20 protein-coding genes are annotated in these 16,882 nt (G+C 52.6%); 3 read left to right on the top strand and 17 right to left on the bottom strand.

Annotation, left to right across the window (positions count from 1 at the left end):
• Positions 1-91: 91 nt before the first annotated feature.
• The 5 genes from AB5Y73_RS00295 to AB5Y73_RS00275 form a co-directional block, all read right to left on the bottom strand.
• The gene (locus AB5Y73_RS00295) at positions 92-577 is read right to left on the bottom strand and encodes a GNAT family N-acetyltransferase (protein WP_107682712.1); all 486 of its coding nucleotides are present in this window, start codon (positions 575-577) and stop codon (positions 92-94) included.
• Between the two features lie 137 nt (positions 578-714).
• Positions 715-813, bottom strand: coding sequence for a MerR family DNA-binding transcriptional regulator (locus tag AB5Y73_RS00290; protein WP_107682711.1), 99 nt, complete (start codon positions 811-813; stop codon positions 715-717).
• A gap of 87 nt (positions 814-900) precedes the next feature.
• Positions 901-1,359: a hypothetical protein gene (locus tag AB5Y73_RS00285; protein ID WP_181294861.1), complete on the bottom strand. Its 459-nt coding sequence runs from the start codon at positions 1,357-1,359 to the stop codon at positions 901-903.
• 156 nt (positions 1,360-1,515) lie between these two features.
• A complete protein-coding gene (locus tag AB5Y73_RS00280; protein WP_107682710.1) occupies positions 1,516-2,307 on the bottom strand; it encodes a Cthe_2314 family HEPN domain-containing protein in 792 nt (263 codons plus the stop codon).
• 237 nt (positions 2,308-2,544) lie between these two features.
• Positions 2,545-2,973, bottom strand: a complete 429-nt coding sequence (locus AB5Y73_RS00275; protein ID WP_107682709.1) for a VOC family protein — start codon at positions 2,971-2,973, stop codon at positions 2,545-2,547.
• 455 nt (positions 2,974-3,428) lie between these two features.
• Here AB5Y73_RS00275 and AB5Y73_RS00270 point away from each other — a divergent pair, with 455 nt between their 5' ends.
• Positions 3,429-4,604: a retropepsin-like aspartic protease gene (locus tag AB5Y73_RS00270; RefSeq protein WP_181497088.1), complete on the top strand. Its 1,176-nt coding sequence runs from the start codon at positions 3,429-3,431 to the stop codon at positions 4,602-4,604.
• Between the two features lie 38 nt (positions 4,605-4,642).
• On the opposite strand, the gene AB5Y73_RS00265 is transcribed toward AB5Y73_RS00270, so the two are convergent.
• Positions 4,643-5,239 carry an MliC family protein gene (locus AB5Y73_RS00265; protein WP_181497089.1) on the bottom strand — a complete coding sequence of 199 codons (597 nt, stop codon included), beginning with the start codon at positions 5,237-5,239 and terminating at the stop codon, positions 4,643-4,645.
• A 187-nt stretch (positions 5,240-5,426) separates the two neighbouring features.
• Positions 5,427-5,792 (bottom strand): DUF2061 domain-containing protein, encoded by a 366-nt coding sequence (locus tag AB5Y73_RS00260; protein WP_064339468.1) that lies wholly within the window; start codon positions 5,790-5,792, stop codon positions 5,427-5,429.
• A 191-nt stretch (positions 5,793-5,983) separates the two neighbouring features.
• Here AB5Y73_RS00260 and AB5Y73_RS00255 point away from each other — a divergent pair, with 191 nt between their 5' ends.
• A complete protein-coding gene (locus AB5Y73_RS00255; protein ID WP_279499415.1) occupies positions 5,984-6,190 on the top strand; it encodes a hypothetical protein in 207 nt (68 codons plus the stop codon).
• A gap of 244 nt (positions 6,191-6,434) precedes the next feature.
• Here AB5Y73_RS00255 and AB5Y73_RS00250 read toward each other — a convergent pair whose 3' ends face one another.
• The 8 genes from AB5Y73_RS00250 to AB5Y73_RS00215 all read right to left on the bottom strand — a co-directional run bounded on the left by AB5Y73_RS00250 (position 6,435) and on the right by AB5Y73_RS00215 (position 13,857).
• Complete coding sequence (locus tag AB5Y73_RS00250; RefSeq protein WP_158112821.1) at positions 6,435-7,334, bottom strand: TIR domain-containing protein; 900 nt, start codon at positions 7,332-7,334, stop codon at positions 6,435-6,437.
• Positions 7,335-7,416: 82 nt separating this feature from the next.
• Complete coding sequence (locus AB5Y73_RS00245) at positions 7,417-8,469, bottom strand: hypothetical protein (RefSeq protein WP_199258858.1); 1,053 nt, start codon at positions 8,467-8,469, stop codon at positions 7,417-7,419.
• Positions 8,470-8,505: 36 nt separating this feature from the next.
• Positions 8,506-8,874 carry a TIR domain-containing protein gene (locus tag AB5Y73_RS00240; protein ID WP_199258860.1) on the bottom strand — a complete coding sequence of 123 codons (369 nt, stop codon included), beginning with the start codon at positions 8,872-8,874 and terminating at the stop codon, positions 8,506-8,508.
• A gap of 11 nt (positions 8,875-8,885) precedes the next feature.
• Positions 8,886-9,332 carry a hypothetical protein gene (locus AB5Y73_RS00235; protein WP_279499416.1) on the bottom strand — a complete coding sequence of 149 codons (447 nt, stop codon included), beginning with the start codon at positions 9,330-9,332 and terminating at the stop codon, positions 8,886-8,888.
• Between the two features lie 152 nt (positions 9,333-9,484).
• On the bottom strand, positions 9,485-9,931 hold the full coding sequence (locus AB5Y73_RS00230; protein ID WP_199258862.1) for an N-acetyltransferase: 447 nt from the start codon (positions 9,929-9,931) through the stop codon (positions 9,485-9,487).
• 713 nt (positions 9,932-10,644) lie between these two features.
• The gene (locus AB5Y73_RS00225) at positions 10,645-11,499 is read right to left on the bottom strand and encodes a 23S rRNA (adenine(2030)-N(6))-methyltransferase RlmJ (RefSeq protein WP_181497091.1); all 855 of its coding nucleotides are present in this window, start codon (positions 11,497-11,499) and stop codon (positions 10,645-10,647) included.
• A complete protein-coding gene (locus AB5Y73_RS00220; protein ID WP_005343337.1) occupies positions 11,493-11,954 on the bottom strand; it encodes a DUF2390 domain-containing protein in 462 nt (153 codons plus the stop codon). The genes AB5Y73_RS00225 and AB5Y73_RS00220 overlap by 7 nt, the downstream gene beginning before the upstream one ends.
• A complete protein-coding gene (locus AB5Y73_RS00215; protein ID WP_181497092.1) occupies positions 11,947-13,857 on the bottom strand; it encodes an ABC transporter ATP-binding protein in 1,911 nt (636 codons plus the stop codon). The genes AB5Y73_RS00220 and AB5Y73_RS00215 overlap by 8 nt, the downstream gene beginning before the upstream one ends.
• 154 nt (positions 13,858-14,011) lie before the next feature.
• Here AB5Y73_RS00215 and AB5Y73_RS00210 point away from each other — a divergent pair, with 154 nt between their 5' ends.
• A complete protein-coding gene (locus tag AB5Y73_RS00210; protein ID WP_040068349.1) occupies positions 14,012-14,425 on the top strand; it encodes a CBS domain-containing protein in 414 nt (137 codons plus the stop codon).
• A gap of 117 nt (positions 14,426-14,542) precedes the next feature.
• On the opposite strand, the gene AB5Y73_RS00205 is transcribed toward AB5Y73_RS00210, so the two are convergent.
• Both AB5Y73_RS00205 and AB5Y73_RS00200 read right to left on the bottom strand, forming a co-directional pair.
• Complete coding sequence (locus AB5Y73_RS00205) at positions 14,543-16,204, bottom strand: hypothetical protein (RefSeq protein ID WP_118854623.1); 1,662 nt, start codon at positions 16,202-16,204, stop codon at positions 14,543-14,545.
• Positions 16,205-16,372: 168 nt separating this feature from the next.
• Complete coding sequence (locus tag AB5Y73_RS00200) at positions 16,373-16,840, bottom strand: hypothetical protein (RefSeq protein WP_181497094.1); 468 nt, start codon at positions 16,838-16,840, stop codon at positions 16,373-16,375.
• Positions 16,841-16,882: the final 42 nt, after the last annotated feature.

The raw sequence follows: 16,882 nt of genomic DNA, 5'->3' as shown, positions 1-16,882 counted from the left end.
AAAAACCGGAACCCTTGGGTTCCGGTTTTTTTATGTCTGATCCTTGCCACAACGCCCTGAGAGGCGAGGGGGTTGTGGCTCTGGTTTCGGGTCAGACAAAGGGGAGCATGCGCTGATAGCGCCCTGCATGCGCCTTGAAGCCCAGCTTTTCAAACAGGGTGATAGAGCGGACATTATCTGCATCGATATCTGCGGTGAGGCAGGTGACTCCCAGTGTACTGGCGTGGGCGAACAACAATCCCAGCGCTTCCGACATAAACCCCTTGCGCCAATAGGCCGCATTGAGCAGGCAACCCACCTCGCAGCAGTGGCCCGCCTCGCTGAAACTGTGCAGGCCACAGGTGCCGATCACCTTGTTGCCCTCCCGTTCGACAATCGCCCACTCCAGCGACTCACCGGTTTGTTCCAGCCGCACCACGCTCGCCATCATCTGCGCCACCATGGCGGGTGAGGTAAAGCAGGGATCGGAGGCAAACTCCATGGTCAGTGGATTGCCATAAATCTCGAACAGATCGGCAGTATCGTGCGGGCCAATGGTGCGCAGTACAATCCGTGTGCCGGTTAAGTCTGGCTTCATAAATCTCCTTTGGATGTTTTACGCCAGCAAAGCTACAGGTGGATAAAGAGACCGTATAAAAGTCGGTCTCAAAGACAACTGGTACTATCAAGAAATATTGTTTTCGCGAATGTCCGATTACGCTTCGCTAATCGAACCTACGGGCTACGGATATTAAGTAATAGCCCTTCTTTTTCATAATATCGCAGTGTATGAATGGAAATATTTGTCATCTCTGCGACTTCAGAAATCTTCATGATATCTCCATGAAATTTTATATGAGGTTAAACGGCGGAATGATAAGAAGTCGTGAAATTAACTCAAAAATATAAAGGTGGAGTTGGTTACGCATTATTTTTGAGTGCTTTGTTACTTTGTAGTCTGGCATCTATTTTATTCGAAAAATCTGAAAATCCATCCAAGTCAAAAGGGGCATAGATTTTCTTGCGACTGTTAGTGCGAATAACCAGGCAATTTACTATTAGTAACATTTCCATGCTTACACCGATCATCTCTGTATAGGGTATGGATACTTTCCGGAAAAAGCGGTTTCTACCTACCACGTCCTCATTTCTTAGTTCGACAGAAAACAATCTGGAGGCTTGAGCCATTGCGAACAATACAACGAAGGATGCTAGCAGGATTTTTAAATATTGGTAAAAGAGCCAAGAGCCCAACTCCATGTCGAGTTGGGTTTTGTATGTACTGAGTGCAACAAACCCGGCAAAAATCAAAGTGATAAATATAAAGAACCGCTTGCTCATGGAGAGTAATGGTTTTTTCCAATTTAATGAATATTTCATTGTCTATTCCAGTTGGATTAAAATAACATCTACTTAATCAGTGAATGGCAGCGGATCTCCACCTTGTCAGGGAAATTTACCATAGAGATATTGGATTTTCCGGATTTTTTTTGGCCGGTATATTCGCGATTCGCACCTACGGGCTTGAAATGTTTGTTAGCTATTTTTTTCACAGTGTAGAGGGAAATGCTGCGAAACACCCATTGCAGAACCATGCGATAATCTAAGATGTGTATCGCGATAATGGGTATAGCAATTATCAACTAAGTTAATTGTAGCTTTTAGTGCAACCTGTACCTCTTGCACAACTAGCTCGCAAATTTTATCTCGGGAGTTTTCGTAGATGCCCACTAGATCGTACCCAGTATTATCGATAACAGTGCCCTCCATCCATGACATATTTTTGAACATCTGATCATCACCAGTATAAAGCTCACTGAAACCTTTATGAGCTCGTTCATTACGATCTGTTCTCAATTCCTCACCAGTTTTGTCTAGAGTTTTTAAGGATTCTAGAATGTCAGGGTGCTCGGTTTTAAGCACTTTATTTAGCTGCTTAATATTCAACTGAAAATCAGAGAGGCCTAGTTCCAAAACTTCATTCACAAAATGAAAAGCGATATCTCGCAGGCTAGAGAAACGAAATAAAGTTAGGTCAACTATAGACTTTAGCCAGTCATATCTATTTATATCTTGAACGCTCGACTTCACTGGAACAGTTTCAACTCCAAGCATTTGAGGTATTACTCGTAAATCGATGAACTGCTGTTCAAGCATATTAAACCTAACATAAGTTAAGTGTGCATAAGCCATATGTGGATCAGCTTCAGAGAATTCTTGCCAGTTTTGATAAGGTAAGTCATTGAGAAAATAGCAATTTATCGAATCATATAGAACACCTTTGAAGCTAGATTTTTCTAAATCCCACCAGTGATACTCATTATTCATAAAAACTCACAATTTCTGATTGATGGCTAATAATGATTAGATTAAGCCAGATAAAGGCTGTGTTTAATAATGTTTGAAATGATCTTTTTATCTTCCATCGTATTAAGCTGAACGTGTTCATTTGATATTTTTTTGACACGACCCTTACGGCTGTATAGAAAATAAATATTGGGCGGTACTATTATTATCAGATCGTTACGCCATGAAAGCCCCATTAATTAGTGCTCCGCTTTCTTGCTAAAACCGAATCTCCACCGACTCCACACTACGCTTTGCCTCACCGTGATAAACCGCTTCGATATTATTGCCATCCGGATCGAGGACAAAGGCTGCGTAATAGCCACGGTGATAATTTCGCTCACCGGGGGCGCCGTTATCTTTGCCGCCATTGGCCAGTGCGGCCTGATAAAAGCGATCCACCATGGCGCGATCTTTTGCCTGAAAGGCGAGGTGGTGGCGACCGGTCAACACCCCCAGTGCGGCGGGGCTATCGACAACGGTGACAAACAGTTCGTCTGCCCAGAAGTAGCCCTCACCTGTGCCGCCCAGCGGAATATCGAGGCTGGCCAGGGTTGCGGTGTAAAAGCGCTGGCTGGCAGCCAAATCTTTGACCACCAGCTGGATATGGTCGATCAAGCGACCTCGATACAGGGTTTGTGTTTCCATACACCACCTTGATTTGCATGTTGTGGGTGAGTCACCGGCTTGGCATGCAGGGGAATTGGCATGGCTACCGCCCCTGAATTTCAGCCTCCAGTCTGCTGCGGTTCACCAACGGGATGGGGTTGGCATGGCTCATGGGAGACTCCGACGAGGCAAGTGTTGCCAAACGGCAATATTAACCATGGCACTGTGGATAGAAAGCTCAATATTGAGGATTTCTGTTCAAGATCAATAAATTAATCAAATCTCACCAACGATTGATGACGCGCCGAGATAGCGTGAACAACCATTCTTGAACTATCTCCATAGAATATTCATGGTCATATCCCGCTTGAACCAGCATAAAACTCTTTGTTATTGTCCGCCTTCCCCGCTGAAACAGCTTATTTATCTATAAATCAACAAGATAGCATTATGTGGTGGCGCCGCGGGGGCATCTGCTATCGGAAAGGAGAGTTATGAAGTCGCAGTTCAAAGTGGCGCTGGCCATGTTGGCCCTGTTCGTCGTCCAAGGCTGCACAGCCCCGGATTCATCCACCAAGCGCAATGCACCCGGCCCGGTGCTGACAGTGCATTACGAAAGTGCCCCCCTGATCCCCGTCACCATCGCAGGTGAGCAGTATCAGTTTTTGCTCGATACCGGGGCCAGTATCACCTTTATCGATCGTCGTCTGGCCAGCCGTTTCAAGGCGCTGACCTTAAGCGAATTGCCCAGGGCCTATCAGGCTGATTTTGCCAGTGTGAGCAGCGTTTCGAGCCAACTGGGCAGCGAGCAGCTTGGCTTTGTTGAGCCGCAGCCCTTCTCGCTGGGGTCGGTCACCATTGATGACAGCGATCTGTGGGCAACTATTGATTTCGATCTTTTCTCCCAGTCTCTCGGCAGCCGTATCGATGGCATCCTCGGGATCGACACCATCCGCCGTTTCAACTGGGTGTTTGATAGCGACAAGCATCAACTCACGGCTTCGCTGACGGCACCGTCGGCAGCCACCTTCGAGCGTTGCATCGGCTATGAAGACAGCTACAACCGCTCCCCGGCAGTGTATCTGACCCACGGCGAGAGCAGCGTGCGCATGTCTTTGGATACCGGGGCCGATCAGAGCTATGCCGATCATGCTTTTATCGACTTTATGGCCAGCCAGAAGGCGATCTCTGGCGAAGATGCGATGCCACGTAAAGGGGTGGATGCCAGCGGTATGGTGGAGGGGCGTGAACATATCCTCACCGGCCTGCACTTTGATGAGCGCCAGCTCGGTGAACTGCGCGTGTCGGAAAACAGCAATGAGCAGTATGGTCTGGGGCTGGATTTTGTTAACCGCTTCAATCGCTTTGCGATCATGCCCGGGCGGATGATGTTCTGCTACGACGCCGACAGCCTGGCGCGCAAAGTGCCGCCAATCCTGCGCAATATCGGGGTGCGTTTTGATGGCGAGCATTTGCAGGTCTACTACAGCGATGAACGGGATCTTGCCCCCTATGGTCTGGCCAACGGCGACATTCTGGAGCAGATCAACGGGGTGGCTTATCGTCCCCTCGATATCGACAAGGTGCGTGAACTGCTCAGCACCGGCAAGCCGGGGTCGCTCAAGTTGCGGATTGTGCGGGAAGGAAAACCGCTGGATATCGCCATCTAGTCAAGGTGGGGCGGCAAGATGAGCCGCCCCCATGAGCCTCAGCCCTTGGTCGGATTTTCCATGCAGGTGAGGGTTGGCTGGCCGTAACGCTCCAGCGTGGCGTCGTCCCCCTTGGTGAAGAAGGTGAGGTTTTGCCCTTCATAGCGGGCGCCGCTGGCGCTGGGGGCTTCATAGGCGAGCACTTGTTGCTGCTTGTCGCCCTCGCTCAGGTTGATCACCGCGGCGGGCAGCTTGGCATCGTTATAGAAGTAGGTGGAGAGAGTGACGTTCTTGCCACACTGGTAGTTGACCGGAGCCGGCACCATCAGCTGGCCGCCGCTGATCTGCAGTTCGGTGATCCGCAGCAGGTAGTTATCCTCCACACACTGGCGCAGATCCTGCCCCTTCCAGCAGTCGTTACGCCCCTTGATCCAGCCGCGCTGCATGGCGCGCTCTGTCTTGAGCTGTTCGGGAGAGAGCGCGGCAATCGCCTTGGGGTAGAGGGCCGCCAGTTCGTTATCAAGGGCGGCCAGTCCGGCATCCTTGCAGATCAGGGTTTCGACCGACCCGGAGGCTTTGGTGCAGTCAAAGGAGGGGGTTGCGGCACTGGCCAGCAGAGGGGTAAACAGCAGGGTGGCAAACAAGGTCTTGTTCATCGATAGATTCCAGCAATGAGGAGGGCATATCTGCCTACTACAGCACACTCTACAGGGCAATGCAGCTGTGGGGGCGAGCTCACTTGCACTGCTGAATGGCTGCCAAACGGAAAAACCCGACACTCCTGGCCGGAATGTCGGGTTTTTTGTGGCCGCGATAAAGGGGGGAGGCGGTTTGCCCGGTTGATCAGGCCAGCGCCAGTTGCTGACTGCGGGCGCGCCACAGCCGCTCGTGGAAGAAGAACACCACGGTATTGATGGCCGGTTCGATCATCGCCATCACGCCGCCGGTGAGCAGCTCGCCGCTCAGCAGGAAGGCCACTCCGAAGGCCACCGAGAAGTGGACCACCGCGAAGCTGCTGGTCTTGGCCTGCAGGCTGTGATTTGGTCTGAGCTTGTGCCAGCCAAGGTCATGAAAGTAGAAGGCGACCGTGTTGACGGCGGGCTCGATCAGGGCGATCAGGCTGGCGGTCAGCAGTTCACCGGTCAGCAGGTAGGCCACGGTAAAGGCGACACCGAAGTGCAGGATGGCAAAGCTGATGGTCTTTTTCATGATGGCGGCTCCCTCTGTTGATGGTGAGAGTATCCGCCGAAATGAGATTAAATGAAAACTATTCTCATCTATTGCCAGAATAGAGAGAACCTATCAACGGGCGAGTGGCCGGTGTGGTTCAGCGGTTGCCAATCGCAGCCAAGGCGATAAAGTACAGGTTCTTCACACTTGCCCATGAAAAAGGATCTTTCATGAATATCAATGCCACCCTGCTTGGCCAGTTCATTGCGTTGCTAATGGTCATCGTCGGCCTCATCGCCTGGCGACTGGCGCGCCGCAAGAGCGAGCATCCGGCGCTGGTCACCCTTATCTGCTCCCTGCTCTGCCTGTTCCCACCCTTTGGCCTGCTGGCCCTGTTGCTGGTTGCGCTGAAACAGGATCTGCCTGCCTGCTCATAGGGCGCGCAGGTTCAGGCTGCCGCACACACTGGCCGTACCAAAAGCAAAAGCCCCGTGATGGGGCTTTTGCGTTTGAACTCGGTGAGCAGAAACCTTGGACACCCATCTTTTGGGTTCGGGCATATGCTATGCCTTGCTCAAAAAGGTGGGTGTCCCAGATCTGTTTCAATCACAACAACCGAAACCACCGCGGCTCATTGGGACTGGAAACGCTACGCGTTGACAGTCCCTCTTGAGGCGTTTGTTAGCTGTTTGGTATTTCGTACCCTGCGTTACGTAACTCAGCATCTAACTCCTCTTTCCATGTTCCTGCAGCATCCATAGAAACATAAACAACCCCACTAATATCATTTGGAGTTTCAACAGAACCTTTGACTAATGCAGCTACCCGCTCTCTCGATAATTTAGCAATTAAGTAGCCATGCTCAAATACAACATTTTGACGAGCTCTCCATTTAAAATTCAAAGTATCCCTTTTAGCCCCAATATCACATTCAGTATAAAGAACTATACCGAAGCCAACATTGCTGTAATGGTCTATTTTTTCAATTATAGTTCTACCGCCACTGGCCTGAAGGTGTAAAATTATTGGTTCTAAACCTTTAGATTCGACATATGCTTTTACATCATTTTTTGCATGCTCATCATGCCCATGCACAATAAACACTTGATTTTTGTTAAAGCAAGATCCTTTTTCTGGCGGTAAGTTTTCAACCTCATATTCTTGAGGTGTAACAAGTGTTACAGGAGCTTCAGTTGGCCTTAAAATATTTGCCAAGTTTGCTGTTTTTACAGCCCAATGAGTTCTATATAATTCAAACTCGTCAATTCCTAACTCAATAGCTAATTTATCTATTGTTTCTTTCGAGATAACACCAAAATTATTATCTCTTTCAAAGGTAATCTTATAGTCTCTGTGTGAACGAGTAATGTTTGTAATATTAGCGACAAATGCACCATCTGGACAATGTTCGTGCATAAATAGCGCTGGAAACTCTTTGATCTCGACAACGTTATCTGCATTTAAATTTCTATAACGCATTTGAGTCTCAGAGTCTGTATATTCAAGGAATCTTGACGCAGAGACAATAACTTCGTTTTCATTTTCATTTGGGCCTGTATACCCGATTATTAAATTGTACATATTTATCCTTTCAACTAACGAAGACAGCTAACGCCTAGCTCACCGGAAAATTGAGAGCGCAGCGACCAATTTTCCGGTGAAGCTACTTGTTAGCTTTTTTAAAGAAATCCGGAATCGTCTTTATGATATTTCGAGTCAATTCCGATTCCGATTTGGCCCGTTCAAGTTCCACTGTTGTCTGGCCCTTTTCAAGAATAAAATTACGCTCTGTTTTTGACAGGGCTTCGATTGCAGCTTTGAGACCTTCTTGGTTATTAGTTATATATGAAAATTCAACAGCTGTTAGTTTCGACTCGATATTTGTAAGTTCATTTTGAAAATACTTTATCTCCGAAAGGCCATCTTTATAAAGCCTCAGAAAAAAGTAGGCAAATACTTCAATAAAGATAACAAGAAGTATCCTAGGTACAATCGGTAGAATTAGATTCTTTAAAAACTTACCGTCGGATTCAGCACCTTCAGATGCCAGTTGCTTCAATAACTCGGAAGCATCTACCATGGACACAGTAGACCACAACAAATATAAGCCTCCGGCGGTAATAGACATTCCGATCAGAAGATTAATATTTGAACGAAGCCGAAGATCAGCGATTTCCCTTCTAATCCTCTGTACAATATCTCTTGATGAGTCCGACAACCTCTCAAAGCCCAAGCTATCTTTGATGGTATCTTTTAGTAAATTAGCTTCATGCTCAAAAATTGTTTTTATTGCTTCTTCACTAGTCGATTTCACTGCACCATCAATAATTGCTTGTTTCTCTGCTTCACTTAATCCTTTTTCAGACTCATATGTTTCTAGCTTTTTCTTCAGTTCGTCAATTTGCGCTGCATTTCTATTCTTTTGAATTTCAATATCTTTAAGTATTTTCTCTAGCATTGAAGAGCTATATACTTCAGGAGCTTCTTTAGCACCAGACTGCAAGTATATAAAGGAAAATGAGACAACAGAAATTAGCAATAAAGTAATAGGGACAGACGTTCTAGATATATCAAATTGAATAAAATTACTGAAATAAATTAAGAATGGTTCAGAGAAAAATGAAAGTATCGCAAACGAACCACTTAAAGCTCCGATGAGAATCAATAGCCGTTTGTTGCGAAATAGTCTTACATATACTTCCAGTACTGAACTCATATTCATACTCATTCCTTAATTGAAGCTAACGCCAATCTAGGCGGCGCGAGTTAGCGCGTCCTTGCTTGAGCGCCTTGTTAGCTTATTGAACTCTGAAGCTAGTTTATATTTTAAATTACTAATAGTTTCTGTTGGGTTTATAGATGCCTGTACTTCAATTATGGGAATGCCATTTTTTTTAGCTTCGTTCAATTCCCACTGAACCCATTCGGACTTCTCTATAGAACGCGACCTTATTAGAATCATAAGTTGAGCATGAGATAGCATCTCCTCAACGTGACGTTGTTTTTCTGACGCATCGTTGTGTAGAAGGTCAATGTAGTGCGAACCATATTTCGACAACACACCTGATACCATTTTCAGCGTATTACGATCAACATAGCTATCTCTGGTGGTATAGCTCACGAATATAGTCATTATGATCCAATCCAATTCATGGCATATACTACCCAGCCGATAATCCAGAGGCCAGCCAAGGCAAAATAGAGCACCATAGAATGATTAAATGCGGCACCAAACCAAGTTACACCCAGATCTCCATTAGGATAATTGCTGATGGAATTTCTCTGAGCAATTGCATATAACTTTTTATTCATGGCGCTTCTTGTCTTTCGTTGAAAATAGTATGCAGAGGAGTCCGCGATCCAGAACCCGAAACAAATTAGAAGTGGTATAACGAAGTACGAGTGATCAAGATTATTGTCAGTCAGTTTGACCAATACAGCCAAAGCTGCGCCAATAAGCCCCACGCAAATTTTCTTGAATTCAAAACAGCTCTTGCTTATTTGAAGAGTTGCTTCGTGAAGCTGGTCGATACTTACCCAATCGAGTTCGTCTTCAATTGATCTTTTGTATTCTGTCATTTTTCTTATTTATCTCCAGACTACCAGAAGAAGCTAACGCCGCGTTAAGGGGTGCAGGCACGCAATACATAAGTTTCTGCAAAGCACCTTAAACACCAAACTCAACGCAAACTGAAAATGCCACGCGTGCCAAATCCCTCTTAAACGCTTTGTTATGAGGCAACTTGAAGCGACAAAGAAAGGAAGTTTCCATCGCTTTCAGTCACCTTATAGCCAAGAGATTTGTAAAACCTTACTGCTGACTCGTTTCTAGTAAAACTTGATAAAGTTACATGACTACGCCCTTGCTCTCGCGCTATTTCGTGAACCATATTCATTACCCTTGCACCCAATTTTTGATTTTGAAATTCTGGAAACACAATGAGTAAATGCACATGAAAAGCGTTTTCGTAAGGCTTGAAGCATAGCATTCCAACTTGCGTGTGATTGAAATAAACCCAGTGAAACCAATGCGGCTCATAGTCATTTTTTAAACGACTGACCTGAAACTCATCACACCAGCCAAAGACGGCGTCAACATGCGAATAAAGTCCCTGTTTCACAACAGAGAACAGACTTTCAAACTCATCAATTTCTATTTGTATTAGTTGAATATCCATATGCCTCATAACAGTGATTAGATGGAAGGCGGTATTAATCCGTTAGCAGAGCATTCCATATAACTCCGTAACATTTCCACTGCCGCCAAGTAAAAACAACCATTAAATCATAATGTTACCCGTTTGCTTCTTATGCTGAGCGTATTCGCTTGACTTCCTCTTTTTGCACCACCGTTACTACTGTATGAAAAATCAGTGCTCAGCGCACTCTTGGCAAGCGCCGCCAAAGCACGCCTGCGTGAGCGGGTCAGAAATCAGCATAAGGCTGCCACCATGTTGACTGGGTAGTCGTAGGCAACGTTCGCTTATCCATTCCATCCGGCATGGCTACCGCCCCTGAATTACAGCCTCCAGTCTGCTGCGTTTAACCAACGGGATGGGGTTGGCATGGCTCATGGGGTGACTCCTACGAGGCTTTGTTGCCAATTGGCTATAGTACTGGCCTATTGGCCAAGGGAAAGAGGTATGCGGGGAATTCCTGAGCCAGATCAATTAATTAATCAATAACTGCTGGTCTGGTGTGCAGAGGGGATGCGTGGCCGCCGTGGCCGCCATTGGTGAGGAAAACAGTTAGTGGGTAAAAGCGCTGGCAGGTAAAAAACAAGAAGCCCCTGAACGGGGCTTCTCTTTGCTGGCCATGCCGCCACGGTGAACGGCTTGGCTGGCCGACTCGCTGGCGCCTTGACCGGGCGCCGGAGCGGGCTGGTGCTGGCTTACTCTGCGACCTTGTTGAGCCACTCCACCTTGTACTGGGCGCCAGCGCCTTGAGCCAGCTTGGCGCACAGCGGTTTCAGGAAGGCTTCGATCTGCTCGTCCAGCATCCAGGGCGGGCTGATGATCAGCATGCCTGAGCCGTTCATTCCCCAGTCGGCAGTCTGACCGGCCACTTCCAGCTCGGCCACCAGCACGTTGCCGAAGTTTTCCCGCTTGATGGCGCGCAGCATGTCGCGGGATTTGTCCGCCTCTTGCCCGAGGATCGGATACCAGAGGGCGTAGATGCCGGTTGCCCAGCGTTTCTGCGCCTTTTTCAGGGTGTCGACCACGGCGAAGTAATCTTCTTTGAGCTCATAGGGCGGATCGATCAGCACCAGCCCGCGGCGCGGGGTGGGTGGCAGCAGGGCGATCAGCCCCTCGAAGCCGTCACGGTGGTGCACGGCGACGCGGGGGTCATAGCCCATGTTGGCGCGCAGATCGTCCACTTCGTTGTTGTGCAGCTCCATCAGCGCCAGCTTGTCCTGCTCGCGGGTGAGGCGGCGGGAGAGCTCCGGCGAGCCGGGGTAGTAGTGCAGCTCGCCGTTCTGATTCATCTCCTCAATGACACCCAGATAGGGGGCCATGGCAGACCACTGGGCCCGCTCGTCCCACAGGCGGCCGATGCCATCGGCATACTCGGCCTTTTTCTGGGACCAGTCGCCGCGCAGGTCGTAGAGACCGCCACCGGCATGGGTGTCCAGCACGATGAAGGGTTTCTCCTTCTTCTTGAGGGACTCGATGATCAGGGCCTGAACGGCGTGTTTCAGCACGTCGGCATGGTTGCCGGCGTGAAAGGCGTGGCGGTAGCTCAGCATATTAGATCTCTGAGGGGGCCCTGCTGGGCACCCAGTAACGATAGATAGTTCAACAAATTGCGGCTGTTGCCGCGAAACAGGGAGAGGCTGCGCAGGGTCTGCAACAGGACGCCCTGTTGCAGCCGCTCCAGCTCCAGCTCGTGGGCCAGCATCGACTGATACTGCTGCTCGTCGAGTCGCGTCTTGGCGCTCTGGCGCAGGGCACGCCACGGGGTCAGCACCGCCTCGGTTTGCACCAGCGCCGGTTGCAGGTCGGTGAGATCGACCACGATGCCGAGCTGATCGAGCCGGTGCAGCAGCAGCGCGAGATTGACGTTGCCCCCCTGCTCCTGCACGGTGAGCCAATCCTGGCTGCGCTCACCATAGACTTTGCCGCTCCAGTGCCAGAAGCCGATCGGCGTCGGCAATTCGTGGACCGCGACCCGCTCGCTGGCCATCAGCTGTTCGTCACGCAAAGAAGGCTTGCTCCATGGTTTCCAGCTCTTCGGAGAGGCTCATCCACTCCAGCTCCACCTCTTCCAGCTGCTCCTTGAGGGGGCCCTGGGATTTGAGCAGCTCGGAGAGCTTGGTTTTAGCGCTCTCTTCGTAGATGGCGGGGTCGGCCAGTTGGCTCTCGATGTCGCCAAGCTTGCCTTGCAGCTTCTCCATGCTCGCTTCGAGCTTTTCCAGCTTCTGGCGCAGGGGACGGGTCGCTTGCCGGAACTCCGCCTCGCGCCGCTTCTGATCCTTGCGCGCCACCGCCGAGTTGGCAGAGACGGGGCCATCGGCCGGTTTGGCGTTGGCCTCTTTCTCCTGCTCGCCGAGCCACTTGTGGTAGTCGTCCAGATCGCCGTCGAACGGCTCGACCCGGCCACCGTGCACCAGATAGAAGTCATCTGTGGTGGTACGCAGCAGGTGACGGTCGTGGGAGACCACTACCATGGCCCCTTCGAAGCCTTGCAGCGCCATGGTGAGGGCGTGGCGCATCTCCAGATCTAGGTGGTTGGTCGGTTCATCCAGCAGCAGGAGGTTCGGTTTTTGCCAGGTGATCAGCGCCAGCACCAGCCGCGCTTTTTCGCCGCCGGAGAAGGGGGCCACCTTGTCGAGCGCCTTGTCACCGTGAAAACCGAAGCTGCCCAGATAGTTGCGCAGCTCCTGCTCGGTCTTGTCCGGCGCGAGGCGGGCCAGATGATCGAGCGGGGAATCATCGAGACGCAGGGTCTCCAGCTGATGCTGGGCGAAGTAGCCGATGCTCACCCCGGCGCTCACTTCGAGTTTGCCCGACAGCGGCGGGTTGGAGCCCGACAGCATCTTGATAAAGGTGGATTTACCGGCGCCGTTGCGACCGAGCAGACCGATGCGCGAACCCGGTACCAGATTGAGTTTGATCTTCTCCAGGATCACCTTGTCGCCGTAACCGGCAGAGAGGTTCTCCATGGCAATGAGCGGGGTCGGCAGGGCCGACGGCTCGCGAAACTCGAAGCTGAACTCGGAGTCGGCGTGGGCGGGCAGGATCTTCTCCATCCGCTCCATCGCTTTCAGGCGGCTCTGGGCCTGGCGGGCCTTGGAGGCCTTGTAGCGGAAGCGATCCACATACGCCTGCATGTGGGACATCTCCCGCTGCTGCTTCTCGTACATCGACTGCTGCTGGGCCAGCTGTTCGGCGCGCTGCAGTTCGAAGTCGGAGTAGCCGCCGGTGTATTCGTTGAGCTTGCCATTCTCGATATGGATGATGCGGCTGATGACCGAATCGAGGAAATCGCGGTCGTGAGAGATGAGCACCAGCGTGCCCTGATAGCCCTTGAGCCACTTCTCCAGCCAGATCACCGCATCGAGATCCAGGTGGTTGGTCGGTTCATCGAGCAGCAGCAGATCGGAGCGGCAGAGCAGCGCCTGGGCGAGGTTGAGGCGCATGCGCCAGCCACCGGAGAAGCTGCGCACCTGCGAGCTCAACTGCTCATCGCTGAAACCGAGGCCGTGCAGCAGCTCGGCGGCGCGGGCGCGAATGCTGTAGGCGCCGATGGTATCGAGGCGACCGTGCAGCTCGGCCACCAGCAGACCATTGTCATCCTGCTCGGCTTGCACCAGCTGGGCTTCCAGCGAGCGGAACTCCTTGTCGCCGTCGATCACATACTCGAGCGCGGAGCAGTCGAGCGCCGGGGTCTCCTGCGCGACGCCTGCAATCTGCCAGCCAGCGGGCAGGCTGAAGGTGCCGCTGTCGATGGCCAGCTCGCCCCGTACCAGTGCAAAAAAGGTGGACTTGCCACAGCCATTTTTGCCCACCAGACCCACTTTGTGGCCGGGGTGAATGGTGGCGGAGGCGTTGTCCAGCAGCTTGCGGCCGCCGCGGATCAGTTCGATTTGACTGGCAACTATCATGGGTGGGATCTGCTTGCTCAAAATGGAGGAGAAAAACTGGCGCGGATCTTACGTGAAATGACGCTGATTTGCACTGTAGCGAAGGGCTGGCCACTGGCTGGCGCTGCAAAAACATGCCATAACAGAGAAACCAGTTTGGTTACGGGAGGTTAGCATGCATATCAGGGATATTATGACGACCCGGGTCGCCACCGTTTCAATGGATGATCGACTCCGAGTCATCAGGGATATCTTCGAGCAGGCACACTTTCGCCACCTGCTGGTGCTGGAAGAGGAGGAGTTGGTGGGGGTCATTTCGGATCGGGATCTGTTCCGCGCCATCAGCCCCTATCTCGACTCCGAAGCCGAGATGAGCCGCGATACCGAAACCCTCAACAAGCGGGCCCACCAGATCATGAGTCGTCAGCTCGTCACCATCGCTCCCCATCTCACCGTGCGCGACGGCGTCAAGCTGATGCTGGAGAAGGGGGTCTCCTGCCTGCCGGTGCTGGAGAATGGCGCCCTGGTCGGCATCATCAGTTGGAAGGATTTTCTCAAGGCGGCGCTGGAGAGTGACGCACTGGTTTGAGCCCAACGCTCATCGCCATCAGCTGACAGAGAACCAATATAGAGAGAGGGGAGCTAAGGCTCCCCTCTCTCTATATTGGCTTTGCCGACAATGCCGGTTTGCACGCCGCCAGCATCATCACGGCTCGGGCTGCCCTGCGACAAGGCAGGAGGGGCCGCTGCCGGAGAGGTGCGGCTGAAGATGAGTGCGGATCTCCTGCAGGGTGCGCTGGTACTGCTGGGCATGTTGATCGAGAAACGCGGGGCTGTGCTTGAGGCGCCGCTCCAGGGTATCGACCAGCAGTGCCACCCTGGGGGCTGCCATACCCGCTGGCCAGCAGTGTTGCAGCAGCTCCAGCAGTTGCCAGGCATCGCCCGGCAGGGCGGGGAACTCCTCCAGCAGCTGCAAGCCCGCTTGCAGGGCTGTCTGATACTGGCTGGCCTGCATCGCCTTGTGGCGCAGCTGGCGCAGTTCGCTCAGCCGCTGCTCTCTCGCCGTCAGACGCTGGCCCAGCTCGGCCACCAGATGGTGGAACAGCTGGCGGGTGAGCGGGTGGGGCGCAACCCTGACGCGGTATTGGGTCAGCTGGGTCAGGTAGCGCTGGGCGTGGTGGGGCAAACCGCAGAACTGGCTGACAGCAAAGCCGAGCAGCAGGGTGAGGTGGTTGTCGCTCCCCTCATCCGGCTGGTGGTGGGCAATCAGGATCAGTGCTTCGTCGAAGCGGTAATCCAGCCCCAGCATCAACGCCTGCAGCAGCTCATATTCGTGGGGCTGCAGGTGGACGGTGCGCTTGAGGTGCTCCCACTCCTGTTGCAAGGAGCGGATCCGGTTGCTGGAGGGGGCGTGCCACAGCACCGCCAGACTGGCATTGAGCATGAAGCTGTCGATGGCGAGCCGGACGCGCTGCTCGCCGAAGTGGCGCAGGGTCAGGCTGTTGGCCTGCTCCAGCACCTTCTCCTCATCTTGCAGCACCAGCCCGAGCAACATCGCCAGCTGATGCCAGCGCGGCTGATGGGGGCGGATCTGCAGCAGCTCTCCCATGGTCTCCCAGGCCGCCAGCCAGTGATGCTGATGCAGCTGGCTGGCGAGTTGCAGCTCCAGCCGGGTGGCCATCGAGACGCTGGCCTGATGGCGCTGCAAGTCGGTCCGGGCGCTTTGCAATTTGCCGAGCCCCAGCATGGCGTAGAAGAGTCCGGCCCTTGGCCAGCTCGCCTGATACTCGTTGGCACAGAGGGCATAGTGCTGGGCGGCGGTGATCCGCTCGGTCGATTGCAGCAGAAGGTAGCCCTTGAGTCGATCCAGCCAGGGGGTCAGCGAGCGATTCTCCCGTTGAAACAGCAGGTCTTCACAGAGGGCGGTAGCCAGTTGCCACTCCCGCAGCAGAATGGGGGCGGCCAGCGTACGGGTCAGGTTGCTTAACTTCACCAGCTGGCCGAGCACCGCGGTGAGCTGCTGGGTCATGAAGGGGAGGGGCAGATAGAGGGAGAAGTAGAGATCCGAGGGGAGAAACTCCTGCTCGCTCTGGTCGGCATCGAGCAGCAGCAAGACGCAACCGGGTTGCAGCAGGCCGAGATAGTGCGCTTCATGCAGCAGCCGGGCTCCGTCAAGATCCTGCTGCTTGTCCTGCTGACAGATGATGGCGTCGAAGGCGTGCTGTTGCAGCAAGGCTAGCAGGCCGCTGCGCTCGTGGTTTGGATGGCTGTGGTAGTGGATCCGGTCGGCGGGCACCCCCTGTTCGGTCAGTTCCCGGGTGATGGCGCTACGGAGCAGGGGATCCTCTTCGAGCAGCAGTATCGTCATGCACGTACTTCCTGTGAGCAAACCATTAGGTTGATTATGGTAGACCCAAGAGGAACATAGGCACAGCACTCGCTGAGTGAAAAGCTGACAGTAGCCAGCAGGGTGCTGGAGGGCGCACTATGGGCTGTTATTTCAATCGGTTATGCCATCTCTCAGGGCGGCAACCTGTTATTGCCGAGGGCGGGCCTGTGCCCCGAAGGGGCAGTCGCTCTGGCGGATCAGCCGCGACCCCTTGCCCTGTTCCCCCAGCCAGCTCAATTCCAGCTTGCCGAGGCGGCCCAGATGGCGCAGCTCGAACTCGTAGCGCTGGCAGATGTTGTCTTGGGGCAGGCTCGCCATACCTGCAGGCAGACGGTATTGATAGCGCAGGAGTGGCCCATCTTCCAGCTTGTTGGTCACCGGCACCAGCCCCTCTGGGGTGGGCTGCGGCGCCCCGAGTGCGCGGCGCAAACTGAGCGGGGCATCGATCGCCTTTTGATAGTGCAGGCCGTTCATCGCCGCCAGCTCCTCTTCCAGTCGTTGCAACTCCCCTTCCAGCCCATTGAGCGCGGCCCCCAGCTGCTGGTGGGTCGTTGACGAGGCGCAGCCACCCAACAACAGGGTGGCAAGCAGCAGGGCGGCTCTGATGGGGGGCACGGCATCTCCTTGGCAATGACGATGAAGCGTGAAGGTCAGGTC

Source organism: Aeromonas sp. s7(2024) (assembly GCF_040907825.1).
In the GTDB taxonomy this organism is placed as follows: domain Bacteria; phylum Pseudomonadota; class Gammaproteobacteria; order Enterobacterales; family Aeromonadaceae; genus Aeromonas; species Aeromonas veronii.
The sequence above is the reverse complement of the archived record's forward strand: the minus strand, read 5'-3'. Positions and strand labels throughout refer to the sequence as shown.